Origin of the sequence: Arcobacter siniprincipis (SeqCode) (genome assembly GCF_048571125.1) — a bacterium.
Lineage (GTDB): Bacteria > Campylobacterota > Campylobacteria > Campylobacterales > Arcobacteraceae > Arcobacter > Arcobacter siniprincipis.
Genome location: NZ_CP182343.1, coordinates 2,270,172 through 2,287,360, shown reverse-complemented (window position 1 = coordinate 2,287,360; position 17,189 = coordinate 2,270,172). Strand labels below are relative to the sequence as shown.

Annotated in this window: 18 protein-coding genes; 16 read left to right on the top strand and 2 right to left on the bottom strand. The window is 24.7% G+C overall.

Going from position 1 to position 17,189, the window contains the following annotated elements; translation table 11 throughout:
* Positions 1–5: 5 nt before the first annotated feature.
* Positions 6–1,343 carry an O-antigen ligase family protein gene (locus ACNI3D_RS11580; RefSeq protein WP_419767122.1) on the top strand — a complete coding sequence of 446 codons (1,338 nt, stop codon included), beginning with the start codon at positions 6–8 and terminating at the stop codon, positions 1,341–1,343.
* A gap of 9 nt (positions 1,344–1,352) precedes the next feature.
* Positions 1,353–2,495 (top strand): glycosyltransferase family 4 protein, encoded by a 1,143-nt coding sequence (locus ACNI3D_RS11575; protein ID WP_419767121.1) that lies wholly within the window; start codon positions 1,353–1,355, stop codon positions 2,493–2,495.
* Between the two features lie 123 nt (positions 2,496–2,618).
* Here ACNI3D_RS11575 and ACNI3D_RS11570 read toward each other — a convergent pair whose 3' ends face one another.
* The gene (locus ACNI3D_RS11570) at positions 2,619–3,689 is read right to left on the bottom strand and encodes a glycosyltransferase (protein WP_419767120.1); all 1,071 of its coding nucleotides are present in this window, start codon (positions 3,687–3,689) and stop codon (positions 2,619–2,621) included.
* 87 nt (positions 3,690–3,776) lie between these two features.
* Between ACNI3D_RS11570 and ACNI3D_RS11565 the strand changes: the two genes are divergently transcribed.
* The 3 genes from ACNI3D_RS11565 to ACNI3D_RS11555 are packed head-to-tail and all read left to right on the top strand — an operon-like array spanning position 3,777 to position 6,177.
* Positions 3,777–4,520 (top strand): glycosyltransferase family 2 protein, encoded by a 744-nt coding sequence (locus ACNI3D_RS11565; protein ID WP_419767119.1) that lies wholly within the window; start codon positions 3,777–3,779, stop codon positions 4,518–4,520.
* Positions 4,510–5,613 (top strand): glycosyltransferase family 4 protein, encoded by a 1,104-nt coding sequence (locus tag ACNI3D_RS11560; RefSeq protein ID WP_419767118.1) that lies wholly within the window; start codon positions 4,510–4,512, stop codon positions 5,611–5,613. Before ACNI3D_RS11565 ends, ACNI3D_RS11560 begins: the two co-directional genes overlap by 11 nt.
* Positions 5,614–6,177, top strand: coding sequence for a YrbL family protein (locus tag ACNI3D_RS11555; RefSeq protein ID WP_419767117.1), 564 nt, complete (start codon positions 5,614–5,616; stop codon positions 6,175–6,177).
* 4 nt (positions 6,178–6,181) lie between these two features.
* On the opposite strand, the gene ACNI3D_RS11550 is transcribed toward ACNI3D_RS11555, so the two are convergent.
* Positions 6,182–7,261 (bottom strand): glycosyltransferase family 9 protein, encoded by a 1,080-nt coding sequence (locus tag ACNI3D_RS11550; RefSeq protein ID WP_419767116.1) that lies wholly within the window; start codon positions 7,259–7,261, stop codon positions 6,182–6,184.
* Between the two features lie 111 nt (positions 7,262–7,372).
* Here ACNI3D_RS11550 and ACNI3D_RS11545 point away from each other — a divergent pair, with 111 nt between their 5' ends.
* The 11 genes from ACNI3D_RS11545 (at position 7,373) to ACNI3D_RS11495 (ending at position 17,163) form a co-directional block, all read left to right on the top strand.
* Positions 7,373–7,972, top strand: coding sequence for a YrbL family protein (locus ACNI3D_RS11545; protein ID WP_419767115.1), 600 nt, complete (start codon positions 7,373–7,375; stop codon positions 7,970–7,972).
* Between the two features lie 140 nt (positions 7,973–8,112).
* On the top strand, positions 8,113–8,859 hold the full coding sequence (locus ACNI3D_RS11540) for a lipopolysaccharide kinase InaA family protein (protein WP_419767114.1): 747 nt from the start codon (positions 8,113–8,115) through the stop codon (positions 8,857–8,859).
* Complete coding sequence (locus tag ACNI3D_RS11535) at positions 8,859–9,779, top strand: glycosyltransferase family 9 protein (RefSeq protein ID WP_419767113.1); 921 nt, start codon at positions 8,859–8,861, stop codon at positions 9,777–9,779. Before ACNI3D_RS11540 ends, ACNI3D_RS11535 begins: the two co-directional genes overlap by 1 nt.
* A complete protein-coding gene (locus ACNI3D_RS11530; RefSeq protein ID WP_419767112.1) occupies positions 9,772–11,322 on the top strand; it encodes a YrbL family protein in 1,551 nt (516 codons plus the stop codon). The genes ACNI3D_RS11535 and ACNI3D_RS11530 overlap by 8 nt, the downstream gene beginning before the upstream one ends.
* Before the next feature lies 1 nt (position 11,323).
* Complete coding sequence (locus ACNI3D_RS11525) at positions 11,324–12,382, top strand: hypothetical protein (protein WP_419767111.1); 1,059 nt, start codon at positions 11,324–11,326, stop codon at positions 12,380–12,382.
* Positions 12,372–13,310 carry a glycosyltransferase family 9 protein gene (locus tag ACNI3D_RS11520; RefSeq protein WP_419767110.1) on the top strand — a complete coding sequence of 313 codons (939 nt, stop codon included), beginning with the start codon at positions 12,372–12,374 and terminating at the stop codon, positions 13,308–13,310. The genes ACNI3D_RS11525 and ACNI3D_RS11520 overlap by 11 nt, the downstream gene beginning before the upstream one ends.
* Positions 13,303–14,175 carry a glycosyltransferase gene (locus ACNI3D_RS11515; protein WP_419767109.1) on the top strand — a complete coding sequence of 291 codons (873 nt, stop codon included), beginning with the start codon at positions 13,303–13,305 and terminating at the stop codon, positions 14,173–14,175. The genes ACNI3D_RS11520 and ACNI3D_RS11515 overlap by 8 nt, the downstream gene beginning before the upstream one ends.
* A 60-nt stretch (positions 14,176–14,235) precedes the next feature.
* A complete protein-coding gene (gene rpmB, locus ACNI3D_RS11510) occupies positions 14,236–14,424 on the top strand; it encodes a 50S ribosomal protein L28 (RefSeq protein ID WP_013136034.1) in 189 nt (62 codons plus the stop codon).
* 26 nt (positions 14,425–14,450) lie between these two features.
* Positions 14,451–15,581, top strand: a complete 1,131-nt coding sequence (locus ACNI3D_RS11505) for a potassium channel family protein (RefSeq protein ID WP_419767108.1) — start codon at positions 14,451–14,453, stop codon at positions 15,579–15,581.
* Complete coding sequence (argJ, locus tag ACNI3D_RS11500) at positions 15,581–16,762, top strand: bifunctional glutamate N-acetyltransferase/amino-acid acetyltransferase ArgJ (protein WP_419767107.1); 1,182 nt, start codon at positions 15,581–15,583, stop codon at positions 16,760–16,762. The genes ACNI3D_RS11505 and argJ overlap by 1 nt, the downstream gene beginning before the upstream one ends.
* Before the next feature lie 179 nt (positions 16,763–16,941).
* Positions 16,942–17,163: an HP1242/YdcH family protein gene (locus ACNI3D_RS11495; protein ID WP_013136031.1), complete on the top strand. Its 222-nt coding sequence runs from the start codon at positions 16,942–16,944 to the stop codon at positions 17,161–17,163.
* Positions 17,164–17,189 lie beyond the last annotated feature (26 nt).

Here is a 17,189-nt window from a genome sequence, read left to right as displayed (position 1 = left end):
TATCTATGATCAAAATTTTTAATGCTCCATCATTAGAAATAAAGAATAAAATTACTTTATGGTTAAATCATTTATTAGTTTTGTACACATTTTTAATTCCAATTAACAATAATGCAAAAAGCTCTATGTTTTCAGTTATGTTGGTTTTATTTTTATATAGAAGAGATTACAAAGTCTATTTAAAAGAAGCTTTTTCTAATAAAATTGTACAAGCTTTTTTAATTTTTTATTTTATTAATGCTTTTGGAATGTTATATACCGATAATATTGCATTTGGTAAATCGCATATGGACAAAGCAAAGTATTTACTTTTTCCTTTAATGTTTTTGTCTTTTTTAGATAAACGATTTGCTTTTAGAGTTATTAGTGCTTTTATATTTGGTATGTTTTTTGCTGAAATAACTTCTTATTTAATAAGTTTTTCTATTATTTCTCCTGTCTTTTATATTTATGATTATGAAATTTATAAAACTACTATTTTTAGCCCTGCTCCATTTTATAATCATATTAGGCATAATTATGGATTAGCAATTGTTGTTTCGTATCTTTTATATCAACTATTAAATAAAGAAACAATTTCTTTAAAAATTAAAATTTTTAGTATACTTTTCATGACAACGGCAACTTTAAATATGTCTTTTGTAGCTGGTCGAACTGGTTATATAATATTTTTAATTTCTATATTTGTTGTGTTATTATTGACTTACAGACAAAAAGTAATGAAAGCATTTTCAATATCAATTTTATTAGCAACTACGATATGCTTTTTAGCTTATACTTATTCACCAACTGTAAATAGTAGAGTAAATCAAACTATTACAAGTATAAATAATATAGTTAAAAATGAAGACTTTAGTAGTTCTGTTGGTCAACGAGTTGGACTTACAAAATTTGGTTTTGATGTTTTTAAAGAAAATGTGTTTTTAGGAGTTGGAGTTGGAGATTTTATGGATAAAGTAAGATCTATTATTCCTGATAAATATCAATATCTTAAAGATAAAGCTATAATTGGAAATCCACATAATACACATATACAAATTTTAATGCAACTTGGATTATTGGGTTATTTTGCGATGATTTTCTTATTTTACAGAATATTTACATATAAAGAAATAAGTAAATATAATAAGGATTTATTGATAATTTTAGCCATATCAATACTATTTTATATGATACCGAGTAAACTTTTTGAAACATTTTCATTACCTTTGTTTGTGTCTTTTACTTCAGCATTAATATGTAATAAAACTTATGAAATAAAGTATAAACCCTTTACTTATAAAACTTTTTATTTTTACTTAGGATTTATTATTTTATTTTTAATAATTGGAATAACAAGATAAGGACATAATATGAAAATAGTATATGTATCAAGGTCAATAATTCCTTCTCGAACAGCAAATAGTATTAATGTTATGAGAATGTGTGAAGCATTTGCTTCTTTGGGCCATGAAGTTACACTTTTAGCTCCTTGGACAAAAAAGCTTGAAGAAAAAGGTGTCAATGATTATTTTGATTATTATGGAGTTTCAAAAAACTTTGAATTAAAAAAACTTTATTCTCCAAATATTAAATATTTAAAAAAAAGAATTTATTCTATAAGAAGTTTATTTGAAATTCGTAAAATAAATCCTGATTTAGTATATGGAAGAGATGATATGTTTACTTTCTTTCTTTCTCAAATAAATGGATTCAGAGTATTATTTGAACAACATGAACCATTTTATAAAAATGATTTTCAACATAAAATATTTAAAAAGTTTATCAATAATAAAAAAAACAATAATAAAATTGCAACAATTTCAGATAAATTAAAATATATTTATAGTGAGAAATATAATATTCCTTTAAATTTAATCTTAGTAATTCAAAGTGCAACAATTCTTAATAATGATATAAACACTATTCCAAAAGGATGTGAAAAATTTAAATCAATGTTAAATGTAGGTTATATTGGAAGTCTTTTTAAAGGAAGAGGAATTGAAATAATAATTAAACTATCATTAGAATTTCCAGAAATTAATTTTCATGTAATAGGTGGAAAAAAAAATGATATTGAATATTGGTTAAATTCTTCTAAAAATACAAAAAATTTAATTTTTCATGGATTTATAGAACCTGAAAAAACATATCAATATAGAAACATGTGTGATATATTAATTGCACCTTATCAAACTAATGAAGAAGGAAATAGAAATAGTGAATATATGTCACCTATAAAAGTTTTTGAATATATGGCTTCAAAAAAAGCAATTATATGTTCAGATCTGCCTGCTATTAGAGAGTCTATAAGCGAAGAACATGCAATATTAGTTGATAATAAAGATATAAAAGCTTGGATAAAAGCATTGAGAGATTTAATTAACTCACCTGAAAAAAGGAAAAAACTTGGTGAATCTGCTTTTTTGCATTGTAAAGATAATTTTACTTATAAAGCAAGATGTAAAAAAATTTTATTTTTTATGTTTAACAAAGATATTGATAATATAAATTAAAAAAATAGTCAATAAGATAGATTTAATTAAATTTAATAATAATATTAGTTTAAATTCTATTTTTAATTATTCATGGATAAAGTTAAAATAATTATCATAATTTTATTCCAATTTATACTTATGTTAAATTAATATTTTTAAATATTGATTTTGCTCTCTTTTTAAAGCAAAAATTTCCAAAGCTTTTTCATGGTTACTTTTTGAATTTTCTTTTTCTTTTTTTATATTTTTTGAAACATTTAAAATAACTTCTTTTAATTCTTCGACATTATTGTTAGATGTTAAGTGAATATGAAAACCTAAATCTTTAAATTCTGGAGACGAAGTATCGTTATAAATAATGGGAATTAGTCCAAACCCAAGTGACTCAATGATTGCATTACTCATTCCTTCTCCTAAACTAGGAAAAAGAAAAATATCACTTTCTTGAAGATGTCTTTTTACTTCACTTGTATAACCTAAAAATTCTATATTTGGTTTGAATTGACTTTTTTCTAAAAATTTTCTAATTGTATTATAATAATTTTTATCTTGAATATCTCCTAGAAATTTAATATTAAAAGGAATATTATTTTTATATAGTACTTCACATGTTTTAATCGCTTCAAGTTGTCCTTTACCAGGATGTACCCTTCCAACATGAATAATTTTTATGGTTCCATTAAATATATTAAAATTAATATTGTCATCAAATTTTAATGATGAATATATTCTAATTACTTTAGCTTTTTTAGGTATTGGTAAGATATCAATAATGTTTTTTTTCATATATTCACAATTGCCAACAAAATAATTAACATTAGAATAAAAAAATTTATGAAATATATCTTTTTTAGAAGTGGTTTTTTTTGAGCCTTGTCGTATAATAAAGTTAATGTCTAATCCAAGTGTTGCAAAGTATAGTGATTTCATTTCTGAAGCACCTAAAAAGATTATATTTTTTATATCATTTTTTATTAATATCTTTCTTATATCTTTTATAAGAGATAAACTTAAATTACTTGAAAAACTAACTTCGTGTACTTTAATATTACAATTATTAAAATGTTCTTTTTTATTTATTATGTAACTATCTTTTTTTGCGATAAAATATGTTTCAACTTCTGTACTTAATAATCTTGCAAGTTTTACAGAGGCTAATTCCATACCACCATTTACTCTTGATAAACATATAATTGCAGTTTTTTGTTTCATTAAAAGCCTTTAAAAAGTACCATTATATCGAATTTAAATTAAACATATTATATAATATGTTTAATTTAAAATTGAAGGTTTTTTATTTTGAAAATTACAGCAAATATAATAACACTTAATGAAGAAAAAAACATTGAAGCTGTTATAAAATCAGTTCAAAAAGTTTGTGATGAAGTTTTAGTAGTTGATTCTTTAAGTACAGATAAAACATGTGAAATTGCAGAAAAACTTGGTGCAAAAGTTATAAAACAAGAATATTTGGGTGATGGTCCTCAAAAAGCTTTTGGAGAACCTTTTGCAAAAAATAATTGGATACTTAGTATAGATGCTGATGAAAGACTTGATTTAAATGCAATTGAAGAGATTAAAAAGATTGATTTAGAAAATACACCTTATGATGGATTCTCTTTTGCAAGAAAGACTTATGTTGGTGATAACTTTATAAAACTTTGGTATCCAGATAGAGTTACAAGATTGTATAATAAAAATAAATGTGCATACTCAAAAGTAAAAGGTCATGCAAAAGTTGAAGCTAAAAATATATGTGATTTAGAAGCTGATATGCTTCATTATTCTTATACAGATTATGTTCATATGATAAGAACTACAGAAAAGTTTATAAAACGTGGTGCCCAAATTTCTTATGATGCTGGAAAAAGAGCTTCATCATTTGACCCTTTTATCCATGGTGTTGGAGCTTTATTTAAGGCATTAGTTTTAAAAGGTGGTGCTTTTCATGGAATTCATGGTTGGAATGTAGCTGTTATTTCAGCATTTAGTTCATACATGAAATATGCTTTAATGCTTGAGTTACAAAAAAATGAAAAATAAGAATATCTTAGAAGTATGTCTTTCCCCTGATTTAGGTGGATTAGAACTTTATATGGCTAATTGTTCAAATGCTTTATCAAATGAGTTTGATATTTCATGTGTAGTTGCTAGTAATTCAAAATTAAAAACTTATATAAATAATTTAGAAAAGTATGAATTAAAAAGAAATAGTAGTTTTTCTTTATTTAATTCTTTTAGAGTATCGAAAATTATTGACAAGAAAAAAATCGATATCATTCATATTCATTGGACAAAAGATATTCCAATAGTTGTTTTAGCTAAATTATTTTCTAAAAGAAAACCCAAAATAGTTCAAACAAGACACATGACTATGACTAGATTTAAAAGTGATTTTTATCATAAGTTTTTATACAAAAATATTGATACAATAATTTGTGTCACTAAAGCTTTAGAAGAACAAATAAATAAGTTTATTCCTAGTGATATTAGACCTAAAACAAAGTTAATATATTTAGGTGTAGATGAGGTTGACTTTTTAAAAGAAGAAGATATTATTAATTTTAAGCAGAATTTAGATGTTAAAAATTCATTTATGATAGGTTTAGTTGGAAGAATAAATGAATTTAAAGGACAACATCTTTTAATTGATGCAATGAAAGAGTTAAAAGCAAAAAAATTAGATATTAAGTCATATATTGTTGGTCATGCAATGAGCAAAGAATACTTAGAAAAATTAAAAGAAAAAGTAATTGAAAATAATCTACAAGATTTAGTGAAGTTTCTTGGTTTTACAAAAGAACCTCATAAATTCATGCAAGCATGTGATGTAGTTTTAATGACTTCTAAAAATGAAACCTTTGGCTTGGTTATAATAGAAGCTATGAAAAATAACACAGCAGTAATTGCTTCAAACTCGGGTGGAGTATTAGAAATCATTGATGATAGAAAAAATGGACTATTATTTGAAAATCAGAATTTTCATGATTTAGCTTTAAAGATTGAAGAATTATATAATGATAGTAAGTTATTAAATACTCTTATAAATAATGCTAAGATTAAAGTAAATGAAGAGTTTAATAATAAGAAACAATTTGAAAAATTGATTGAAAAATTAAATGAAATAGGAGAATAAGTGCTTATTTTAAAAGAAGAAGATTTTATAGGAAAAGGTAGTGAGAGAGCTTGCTATTTACATCCTAATGATAAAAATAAAGCAGTAAAAGTAACTTATAAAAATAATAAAAGAGAAAAGAATAAACAATCTCAAAAAGAGATTAAATATTATAAAGAACTAATTAAAAGAGAAATGAATGATTGGCAACATCTTCCTAGATTTTATGGTGAAGTTGAGACAAATCAAGGTGAAGGTTTTATAATTGAAGTTATTCGTGATTATGATGGTGAGGTTTCAAAAACTTTTGCACACTATATAAAAGAAAATGGTGTTGATTTTCATAAAAAAGAAATAGAAGAATTTAAAGATTATTTTTTAAGAAATAGAATCATTTTTAATTATGGAATGATGCCTAAAAATATTCTTTTAAGAAAAAGAAGTAAAGAAAAAACAGAATTAGTATTAATTGATGGATTAGGTGATGTTTCTCACTTTACGCTACCAAACAAAATCCCATATTTTGCTAGAAGAAGAATAACACGAAGATGGGATAAGTTTATAAATAAATATATTAAAAAGTAAGATACTACTTTTTAATGTCTAGAATTCTAAAAGCATTTTTTTGAATTTCAATTAAATTAATATTCTCTAAACTTGATTCTGTTCCTTTTGGTGTTAATGCTACTGAAATGTCACTTTTGGGTGCACATAAAATATATTTAGTAGGATCATTCCAAAAAAGGCCAATTGTAGGGATATTTAACCCTGATGCAATATGGACAAAACTTGTATCTGGAGTTATTAATAAATCAAGTTCACTTAAAATCTCACCAGCTTGATATATATTTTTTGTTTTAAATGGTAATTCTACATTATTTAAGTTGTTACTTTCAATAAGGTTTTTAAAGTAGTTAAATTTATTTGGTACACAAAAAGGAATCACTTTAATGTTTTTATCATTTAAAAGTTTGCATAATTTAATGATCTGTTCGGTATTTAGGGTCCTTGCTTTATGTGAAGCATCAGTATTTAAACCAATCAGTTTATAATTTTTTAATTTTTCTAAATACTCTTTTATTTCTTTATTCTTTTCTTTAGGTAAAGGAAATATCATTTGAGAATTAGGATTATTTATTTCTAAAAATTCTAAAACTTTTAATCTTTCATCAACTATATGAATTATTTTTTTTGGTATTTCATAAACTTTAAAATAAAAGCTAAGTTCACTTCTATCAAATCCATATCTTTGTTTTTTACCAATTGAAGATAATGCAAACCTTGGATTTATTAGCATAGTATAAATACTTCTATGAAATCTTATTACTGTATCATCAATAGCTAAATCATAGTTATTATTTCTCATTTTAAATAACTCAATCCATGTTTTGAACCAATGTCTTTTTTTATATTTTATAAATACTTTATCAACCCATGGCACATATTTATACATAAAATGATTGTTTAAACTTGCATATACATCAATTCTTGATGAAGGAAAAGAGTTTTTTAATTCACGAAGTAAAGGGTAACTACAAATTGCATCACCAATTCCTCCATCTCTAATTATTAATATGCTATTGATTTTGATATCAGATAATTTTTCATTATATTTTTTTTGTACAATTTTTTTAAATAAAAAATTTTTGATTTTTTGCTTAAGATTCATTATGTTAAAACAGTCTTTCCTCGAATATTCCAAATTTTATTTAAAAAATTCTGTTTATATCCTTAAATTTTATTATGATAAAATGCCAACTTTATATAATTAGGAGTTTTAATGTATTTTTTGAATGAAGAGTTGTTTGTAAATAAAGGTACAAATAGAATCTGTTATAAGGACCCAACAGACTCTTCAAAATGTTTAAAAATTGATATAAGAGAAAATAAAGAAACAAAAAGAGAATTAAAATATTATAAAAGGCTTGAAAAAAACAATATTTCATTTAAAATGCTTTCTAAGTATTATGGTACTGTAGAAACAAATTATGGTAAGGCAGAAGTTTTTGAATTAATACGAGACTATGATGGAAAAATTTCACAAGAAGTAGATAAATATTTAAATGATTCAAATAATAAAGTCGAAGAGCTTGAAAAAATATTAAAAAATATTCCCTTATTAAAAAAATACATTTATGAAAATAGAATATATGTAAAAGATTTGAATACAGTAAATATAATGTATCAAAAAAATAAAGATAACAATGAAAGGTTAGTAATTATTGATGGCTTAGCACATAGTAATTATAACCCATTCTTTTATAGGATTGATTTATTAATTTTAAAAAAAATAAATGAAAGTTGGAATAATTTCATAAAGTCAATTGTAAAGAAAAGTGTAATTAAAGAAAATCCACAGTATCTTAAATATCTAAAATAATAAGCATTTATATTTAATTGTCAAAATAAAATTTCAATCCAATTTCTTTTCACCTTTAGATAAATGCCAATATCTAGTTTAATAAAAAGATTGGAAGTTTTTTGATAAAATATTCTTTACTATGTATATCAAGGGAAAAATTGAATATAAAATATAAACTAAATAATAATTATAAAAATACAAAAGATTTTTTACTAAATATAAAAGATTTTTTTAAACAGAATGCAAATACTATTCACAAAGCTAGAAATGAATTAAAAGTTATTGAGTATAATGGGATAAGAACTGTTGTAAAAGCATTCAAAGTTCCAAATGTATTAAATCAAATTGTTTATGCATATTTTAGAGATTCAAAAGCAAAAAAATCGTACCAAAATGCTATAAAATTGCAAAGTCTAAATATAAACACTCCAAGCCCTATTGGATATATTGAGTTTTTTAGAAATTTTTTATTTAAAGAGAGTTTTTTTATAAGTGAAAAATTAGATTATGAATTTACTATTAGAGAACCTTTAAGAAATGAAAATCTCGAGAATAGAGAATTAATAATAAAAAAGTTTGTTCAATTTACTTATAATCTACATAAAAATGGTGTTTATCATAAAGATTACTCTGCTGGAAATATTTTAGTACGAAAAAAAGATGATGATTATGAGTTCTTTGTAGTAGATATAAATAGAATGCAATTTAAACAAATTAGTCTAGAACTTGGTTTAGATAATTTTGCAAAACTATGGTTAGACGAAGATAGTTTACAAATTATTGCAAAAGAATATGCAAAATTAACAGCTGTTGATGAAGATAAAGCAATTGGTATTTTAAAAGATTGTGATAAAAAGTTAAAAAACTTTGTAGAGTTTAAAAGAAAAATTAGGGGTAAAAAATAGTGAATCTTCTTATTTCTAGACATGATAAGATTGGTGATTTTGTAGTTACATTACCTCTTTTTAAAGCGATAAAAGAACAATTTCCAAAGACAAATATAACAGCACTTGTAAGTAAAATAAATTTTGATTTTGCAAAACAGATTGATTTTATAGATGATGTGATTTTATATGATAAAGAAAATTTAAATATCACACTAGAACAAATAAAAACAAAAAAATTTGATGCAAGTATTAGTGCCTATATTGATATGACATTGGGTAAATTACTTTTTAAAAGTGGTATAAAAAAAAGAGTAGCTCCTGCTACAAAAATTGCTCAAATATTTTTCAATAAAACTGTTAAACAAAGAAGAAGTAAAGTTGAAAAAACAGAATGGCAATATAATTTGGATTTGGCATTGAAGCTTTTTCCAACTTTAAAATTAGACTTTTCAAGACCTTTATTGAACTTACAAACTAAAAAAGAAAAGAAAGTTGTATTTCATCCTGGATTTGGTGGAAGTAGTGATGGAAACTTATCCCTTGACGATTATATAAAATTAGCAAAAAGTATTTCTACTAGTGACTATGAAATAATTTTTACTTTTGGACCTGATGATTCTAAATCAAAAGAGTATATATCTAAGCATTTAGATTTTGATGCTAAATTAATTGATTCAAAAATGTCTTTATTTGAGTTTACTTCTTTATTAAGTTCATGTTATTTATTTGTAAGTACTTCAACTGGACCTATGCATTTAGCAGGTGCAGTTAATACAAAAACAATTTCATTTTTTGGGAATAATTTATTTGCTAGTTATAAAAGATGGTCAACTGTAAGTGATGAAAAAAATCAACATAACTTTACAGTTTCTGAAAATTATTCAAAAGAACAATATTTAGAAATAGAAAATAAATTAGAAGAGATTTTAAATGATTAATATTGAAGAAATGATGCAAAAAGTTTTAAGTAAACTTATAAAAAAAAATTTTCCTATATTTAAACATGAAAATAATATTACCTTATTTTCTATAAATGAAGATAGATTAAATAATTTGTTAAATGTTATTTTCAAATTGTGCTCCAAAGAATCATTTTGTTTTTCTGTTATTAGAGAAGAGTATGATGAAATAGAAATTGTAATATATTCTATAGATGAAGATAAAAAAATTAAAATATTATTAGAAAATATTGAAAAAAAGATAATTTTAGATTATAGAAAAAAAGTATTGAAATATAAAAGATATAAAATCTATCCCATTATTGGTCCTGATGGTGTTGGGAAAACAACACTTTTTTCAAATACCTTTGATTCAAAAGATAAAAGTTTGATATATAAAAGATTTAAAAAAATTGTAAGAAGATCTTTTATTTATAATATAACATATCCTATAAATAAATATTTATTAAAGAAAAAACTAGGACAAAAACCAGAAAAAGATCAACATGATGATATTCATTATATAGTAATTATTCTTGCTGGATTATTGTATTATCCTTATTTACTGTTTAATTCACTTGTTAAAAATAAAGTAATATTTATTGATAGATTTTTTAATGATTATTTATTAGAAAATATATCTTTTTTAGATAAAAAAACTAAATTAAGAGATAGATGGAAAAATATTTTAAAATATATTCCTACTGTTTATTGGATGATTCATTTAGATGCTAAAGCTAAAATAATCTTAGAAAGAAAAGATGAATTAAAAAAAAGAGATATTAAAAAGTATAGAAAAGCAAATTTTAAAATATATTTGCAAAAACCTTCTATAGTTTACACTTATATAAATACAGGACTAGAATTGTCTTTTTGTCAAGATATTTTATTAAAGGTATCAAAAAGAATAGGGCTATTTCTTTCAAATGATTTCTCTCATCAACTAAATGATGATTTATTAATTGCAAAAGGTGGTGAACGAGCCTGTTATTTACATCCTGATGATAATACAAAAGTGGTAAAAAGTTTATTTATACAAGGTTCACATAATAATCAGAATAAATTAGAGTACATCTATATGAATTATTTAAAAAATAAGAAAAAAGATTTATTTCATATTGCTAATTGTTATGGTTACATTAAGACAAATAAAGGAGAAGGATTAGTTTTTGATAGAATTTTGAATTATGATAATACTCCTGCTAAATCTTTTCGTTATATGGTTGCAAATAAAATCTTGTCACTGGATGAACAAAAAATTTTATTAGATGAATTAAAAAATTATTTGCAAGAAAATCAAATACTTTTTGTTGATACAAGTTTAACAAATCTTTTTTGTCCTCAAATCCAAAAAGATAAATATAAAATTATAATTGTGGATGGATTAGGTGCAAAAAGAATGGGATTGAAGTTTTGGTTATATAGAAATTCAAAATTTTATACTAAATATAAAATAAAAAGGCAATGGGAAAAATTTTTGGAGATGTATAAAAAGGATGTAAAAAGAGCAGAGCTTGCTGTACGTCCATTTACAAGATTATAACATGAATAAAACACCTTTTTCTTGGGATAAATATTCAGATCAACCATATGTTATAAAAGATAAACTTTATAAAAGAAGTATGAGGAAGAAATACATACTTGATTATCTAAAGTTATTCTTTATTTCTCTTTTTGTTTTGCCAATTTCCTTTTTAACAATGAAGTTTTTTCGTGGCAAAGAAGTATTTACAAATAAAGAGTTTATAGGAATAGGAGTAAATTTAGATAAAGGGAATTCACAACAAGAATTAATAGAAGAACTCGGTGTAAAAAATTTAATCATAAGAATACCTCTTCATGATATTAAAAATATCGATCTTTATGTGGATTTTGCAAATAGTTTTAATAAAAGTTCAGAAAAAAATATTTTATTAAATATAATACAAGATAGAGAACATATAGAAAATGAAGAACTACTCAAAAAAGATTTAAATACAATTTTTTCAAAATTTAAACATATATCAAAAGAGTATCAAATAGGCAGTACTATAAATAGAATAAAATGGGGATTTTTTGCGGTAGAAGAGTATTTGAAATTTTATAAAGTAGCCCAAGATATAAGGGATGAGAAATATCAAGAGTTAAAACTTTTGGGGCCTAGTATGATTGATTTTGAGTACTATTACAATTCAAGAGCTATGTTTAATTTATATGATATAAATTATGACAAAGTTAGCGCTTTGCTTTATGTAGACAGACGGGGGTCTCCTTTAAATAGTCAGTATGGAATTTTTGACACAAAAAATAAAATTGATTTATTATATTCAATGTGCAAATTATCACCAAAATCAAGTGATGAAATATATATAACTGAAGTTAATTGGCCTATTTCAAATACTGCTCCATATTCTCCAACAAGTGAAAAAGAGTGTGTAAGTAATGAGGCATATACAAAATTTATGACAGAATATATTAAAATTACAAGGAATACTAAAAAGATACAAAGAGTTTATTGGCATCAGTTAATAGCCCCAGGTTATGGGTTAGTTGATAATAGAGATGGCAAGATATTGAAGTTACCACAATTTTATAAATTTAAAGAGTTATTAAATGAAGATTAAAAAAATATTTATAGAAATCCCTACTTGGCTAGGCGATGCAATTATGGCAACGCCAGCTATTGAAAATATAATAAAAACATACCCCAATGCAAAGATTACCTTACTAGGTTCGTATGTATCTATACAAGCTTTTGCAAATTATAAAAATATAGAAAAAGTTATAGTTGATGATACAAAAAAGAAAGGTAATAGATATGTAAACCTTTATAAATTGTCAAAAAAAATTGGAAAAGTTGATTTTGCTATTTCTTTTAGGCGAAGTATTTCTTCAAAACTTTTATTATTTTTTATAAAAGCTATTAAAAAATTCAATTACAGAAGATTGAAAAAAAATCAGATACATCAAGTTATAAGATATAACGATTTTGTGAATCATGTATTAAATTTACAAAATGAAGTAGGGGATTTAAAACTTTATTATAAGCCATTTGAATATAAAAAACTAACTTTAGGAATAAACCCAGGTGCAACTTATGGAAGTGCAAAGAGATGGTATCCTGAAGAGTTTGCAAAGGTGGCTATAAAGTTAGCTTCAAAATATGATATTGTTATTTTCGGAGGTCCTGGTGAAGTTGATATTGCTGGAGATATTGAAGAGTCTTTGAAAAGTGCAGAAATATCTAACTATCAAAATTTAGCTGGTAAAACTACAGTTTCTGAATTAATTGAAAAGATTGCAGGATTAAATATCTTTATTACAAATGATTCTGGACCTATGCATATTGCAGCAGCTTTCAAAGTACAAACATATAGTATCTTTGGACCTACAAGATACAAAGAGACAAATCAATGGAATAATCCAAATGAGCATATCATTACTAAAAACTTAGATTGTGCCCCTTGTATGAAAAGGGTATGTCCATTAGGTCATCATGATTGTATGAAACTAATTAAAGCAGAAGATGTATTAAAGGTGATAAATGAATAAAAAATTATCTATTTATTATAAATTAAATAATGTACTTATTGAAGAACTTCTAAAAGATAAAAATATAAGTCTATATAAAAAACAATCTATTTTCCAAAAGCTTACTTTCAAGGCTAAAACTTTTCCTGATGTTTATTTTCATAATGGTACTTTAGATGAAGAATCTATTGAGATGATTGAAAATGCTAAGAAAACGATAGCTAACTCATATACTATGAAGCAAGAGATAATAAAAACTTGCAATATTACAAATGACAAAGTAGAGGTTATCTATCCAACTATTACATCTACTTATCTTAAACAAAAAGATTCAAAAGAGATTCTTTCTCAAGAGTTTAATTTTGAAAAAAATGATAAAATTATTCTTTTTCATTCTAAAAACTTATTAAAAAATGGTGTTTTAGAATTCCTTGATATTTTGGCTTCTTTGAGCAATGACAATTACAAGGCAATAATTGCAGGGAATAAAAATCAAATCTATTCTTTAAAGTTTAAATTTACAAAGTACAATTTAGACGATAAGGTTATATTTATAGAAGATTATAAAAATATTGATTTATTATATAGTGTTGCTGATATTTTTATTTTACCCACATATGTAAAAGCCTTTTCCTCAAATGTTTTAAGAGCCATGTTTTTCAAAACAGCTGTTTTTGTAAGTGCAAATAGTGCTTCTAAAGAAGTTATTGATATATTTTCAACTATGGATTCTCCCACTGATAGATCAATGCAGTTTAAAGTTGAAGCTTTGTTATCAAATAAAGATGAACTAAAAAATATCAAAAAAAGCAATAAAGAGAGTTCTTCTGAGTTCTTATTTGATATTCAATTTCAAAGATTAAAAGAGATAGTATTAAATATTTAAATTAAACTTAAGATAAAAAAGATATAATTCGCAGATATTTTGAAAATAGAAGGAAAAATAATGTCAAGAAGATGTGCAATATCTGGAAAAGGGCCTATGTCTGGAAACAACGTAAGTCATGCTAAAAACAGAACAAAAAGAAGATTTTTACCTAACTTAAGAACTGTAAGAGTTACTTTAGATGATGGTACTACACAAAAGATTAAAATATCGGCAAAAGAGTTAAGAACTCTTAAGAAAAACTCATAATAGAGGCACTAAAATAAAGTGCTTCTATGAGCATCTTTCATAAATTAAAAAAGTCGCTGGGTTGGGAACTTAGATCTTCTAAGCCTGAATACGACCTTAATCCTCTAATATACTCACAACTAAAACCTTTTAGAGTACCTTTGGTACTTGTACAACTGTTAATGATGATTGGAACAGTTGGATATGTTCTTATTGATGGTTTCCCTATTTTAGATGCCATTTATCAAACAGGTATAACCTTTACTACTGTTGGTTTTGGAGAAGTTGCTCCCATCTCAGATGCAGGTAGATTTTTTACCGTCACACTTATTATTATCGGGTTCGCTTTATTTACCCTTTCAATTGCTGTACTTATAGAAGCAATTATAAAAGGTAACCTAATTGAACTATATAAGGAAAGAAATATGCTTTATAAAATTGCAAGACTTCGTAGACATTTTGTAATATTTCATCATAATGAATATACAATTCAATTAGCAAGACAATTTAGAGAAAATCATGTACCTTTTGTAGTTGTTGATCCACGAGAAGATATGGAAGAAATAGCAAAAGAGTATCATTATCCATATTATGTATGTGAAGAATCATTTACTGAAAAAGCATTTTTAAAATCTCATTTGTCATCTGCAAAAGGTGTTATAACTTTGTCAAGAAATATTTCTGATAATATTACTTTAATTGCTTCTGTAAGACTTTATGAAAAAGAGTTAGGGCGAAATAAACCATTTTTGATTATCTCAAATGCTGAGACTCAACATGATAAAGAGAGACTAAAAAAACTAGGAGCTGATAAAGTTGTTGCTTCTCCATCTTTGATGGCAAAAAGAGTTTCAGCAATGGCTGTTCGTCCAGATATGGAAAATGTACTTGAAGAGTTTTTATATAAGCCTGATACTCCAATTGATATGGAAGAAGTACTTGTAAGGGAAGACTCTTGGTTAGTATCTAGACAATTAAAAGATATTCATTTAAGGGATAGATATAAAGTTTCAGTAATAGGAATTACAGAAAAAAGAGGAAGATTTATTCAAATGCCTAAGGGGACTATTATTATAGAGGGTAATTGCAAATTACTTTTAGTTGGGAACCAAAAAGGTATAGCAAAAGCTAAAATATTAGTCAATCAAAAATATATGCCAGAGGAGTGTACAAAATAATGTTTTCAATTTTTCCAATAAAAGGTTTTATAGACCAAATTGATGGTTTCTATTGTGATGGAGTTTCAGCTGGATTAAAACCAAATAATAAAAAAGATATAGGTTTTATTTATAGTGATACTTTGTGTGATGTTGGAGCTGTTCTTACTAATAATAAATTTCAAGCAGCACCTTTAAGACATTATCAAAGATATGAAAATGATTTTAAAACAAATTTTGTACTTATAAATTCAAAAAATGCAAATGCACTTACTGGTGAAAAAGGTATTGAAGATATTAACACAATATTTTCTTCATTGAAATTTGATATTACAAACCCTATTATGAGTTCAACTGGTGTTATTGGAAATAGACTTCCTCTACAAAAAATAGTTGATGGTGCAAATACTTTTGATTTGTCAAGTAAAAATGGTGAAAATTTAAGTCAAGCAATTATGACAACAGATGCATACCCAAAAACTTGTTTGTATGAAGTAAAACTTGAAAATGGAAGTAGTTTTAAAATAGGAGCAGTTGCAAAAGGTGCAGGCATGATTAACCCTAATCTTGCAACTATGTTATGTTTTATTTGTACTGATGCAAAAGTTTCTAAAAAAGACATTGAAGAGGCATTAAATGAAAATAAAGAGACAACTTTTAATGCAATTTCAGTTGATGGAGATACTTCTACTAATGATACAGTTTTAGTATTGGCAAATGGAAAATCAAATGCTTATGATAAAGAGGCTTTTAAAGAAGCTTTAAGACTTGTGATGCATGACATGGCTATGTTAATGGTTGCAGATGGTGAAGGGGCTAAAAAGTCTGTTGCTTTTGAAGTAATAAATGCAGTAACAAAAGAAGATGCAATGAAAGCAGCAAAAGCTTTATCAAACTCACTATTAGTAAAAACAGCACTATTTGGAGAAGACCCAAACTTTGGACGAATCGCTTCAACTATAGGAGCTAGTAGAATACAATGTGATGAAAACACTTTGCTTATTTCTTATAATGATGTTGTTGTATTTAATAAAGGTGAAATAGTATTTGATGCAAAATGCGAAGAAGATGCTGGAAAAGTTCTACAAAATAAAGAGTTCAAAATCGTTTGTGATATAGGACTTGGAACTGAAAGCTTCATAGCCTATGGTTGTGACTTAGGTTATGAGTATGTAAAAATAAATGCGGATTATAGATCGTAACAGATTATTTCAAAAGTGACTTCTTGTCACTTTTGCCCTTATAAAGATATAAAGATAATTTCAGATTAAAGATTCTAATTTCTATATTTTAAAATATAAAATAAATCTAATTTATAAAACATAAAAGTCTAAGAATTTACCTGATATAATGTACCTACAATTCAACAAAAGGATTTAAGATGTTTCATGAATATAGAGAAGAAATAACAAAATTAAAGGCAAGTGATAACTATTTTCACAATCTATTTGAAAAGCATAATGCGTTAGATGAAGAGATTGAAAGTCTAGTAAAATCTCATGGAGATGAGTTTACTATTGAAGCAAAGAAAAAAGAGAAACTAAAATTAAAAGATGAAGTTTTTAACGCTATTATTAAATACAAAAAAGAAAATAATTTATAAAAGTTAGCTTAAATTTTTACAAGGGG

What these genes read in the sequence shown, in the direction of transcription:
- argJ (WP_419767107.1), top strand. Translation starts at nt 15,581, where the DNA reads ATGTTTTCAATTTTTCCAATAAAAGGTTTTATAGACCAAATTGATGGT.
- ACNI3D_RS11495 (WP_013136031.1), top strand. Translation starts at nt 16,942, where the DNA reads ATGTTTCATGAATATAGAGAAGAAATAACAAAATTAAAGGCAAGTGAT.
- rpmB (WP_013136034.1), top strand. Translation starts at nt 14,236, where the DNA reads ATGTCAAGAAGATGTGCAATATCTGGAAAAGGGCCTATGTCTGGAAAC.
- ACNI3D_RS11550 (WP_419767116.1), bottom strand. Translation starts at nt 7,261, where the DNA reads ATGAATCTTAAGCAAAAAATCAAAAATTTTTTATTTAAAAAAATTGTA.
- ACNI3D_RS11520 (WP_419767110.1), top strand. Translation starts at nt 12,372, where the DNA reads ATGAAGATTAAAAAAATATTTATAGAAATCCCTACTTGGCTAGGCGAT.
- ACNI3D_RS11545 (WP_419767115.1), top strand. Translation starts at nt 7,373, where the DNA reads ATGTATTTTTTGAATGAAGAGTTGTTTGTAAATAAAGGTACAAATAGA.
- ACNI3D_RS11515 (WP_419767109.1), top strand. Translation starts at nt 13,303, where the DNA reads ATGAATAAAAAATTATCTATTTATTATAAATTAAATAATGTACTTATT.
- ACNI3D_RS11530 (WP_419767112.1), top strand. Translation starts at nt 9,772, where the DNA reads ATGATTAATATTGAAGAAATGATGCAAAAAGTTTTAAGTAAACTTATA.
- ACNI3D_RS11560 (WP_419767118.1), top strand. Translation starts at nt 4,510, where the DNA reads ATGAAAAATAAGAATATCTTAGAAGTATGTCTTTCCCCTGATTTAGGT.
- ACNI3D_RS11575 (WP_419767121.1), top strand. Translation starts at nt 1,353, where the DNA reads ATGAAAATAGTATATGTATCAAGGTCAATAATTCCTTCTCGAACAGCA.
- ACNI3D_RS11580 (WP_419767122.1), top strand. Translation starts at nt 6, where the DNA reads ATGATCAAAATTTTTAATGCTCCATCATTAGAAATAAAGAATAAAATT.
- ACNI3D_RS11570 (WP_419767120.1), bottom strand. Translation starts at nt 3,689, where the DNA reads ATGAAACAAAAAACTGCAATTATATGTTTATCAAGAGTAAATGGTGGT.
- ACNI3D_RS11525 (WP_419767111.1), top strand. Translation starts at nt 11,324, where the DNA reads ATGAATAAAACACCTTTTTCTTGGGATAAATATTCAGATCAACCATAT.
- ACNI3D_RS11505 (WP_419767108.1), top strand. Translation starts at nt 14,451, where the DNA reads ATGAGCATCTTTCATAAATTAAAAAAGTCGCTGGGTTGGGAACTTAGA.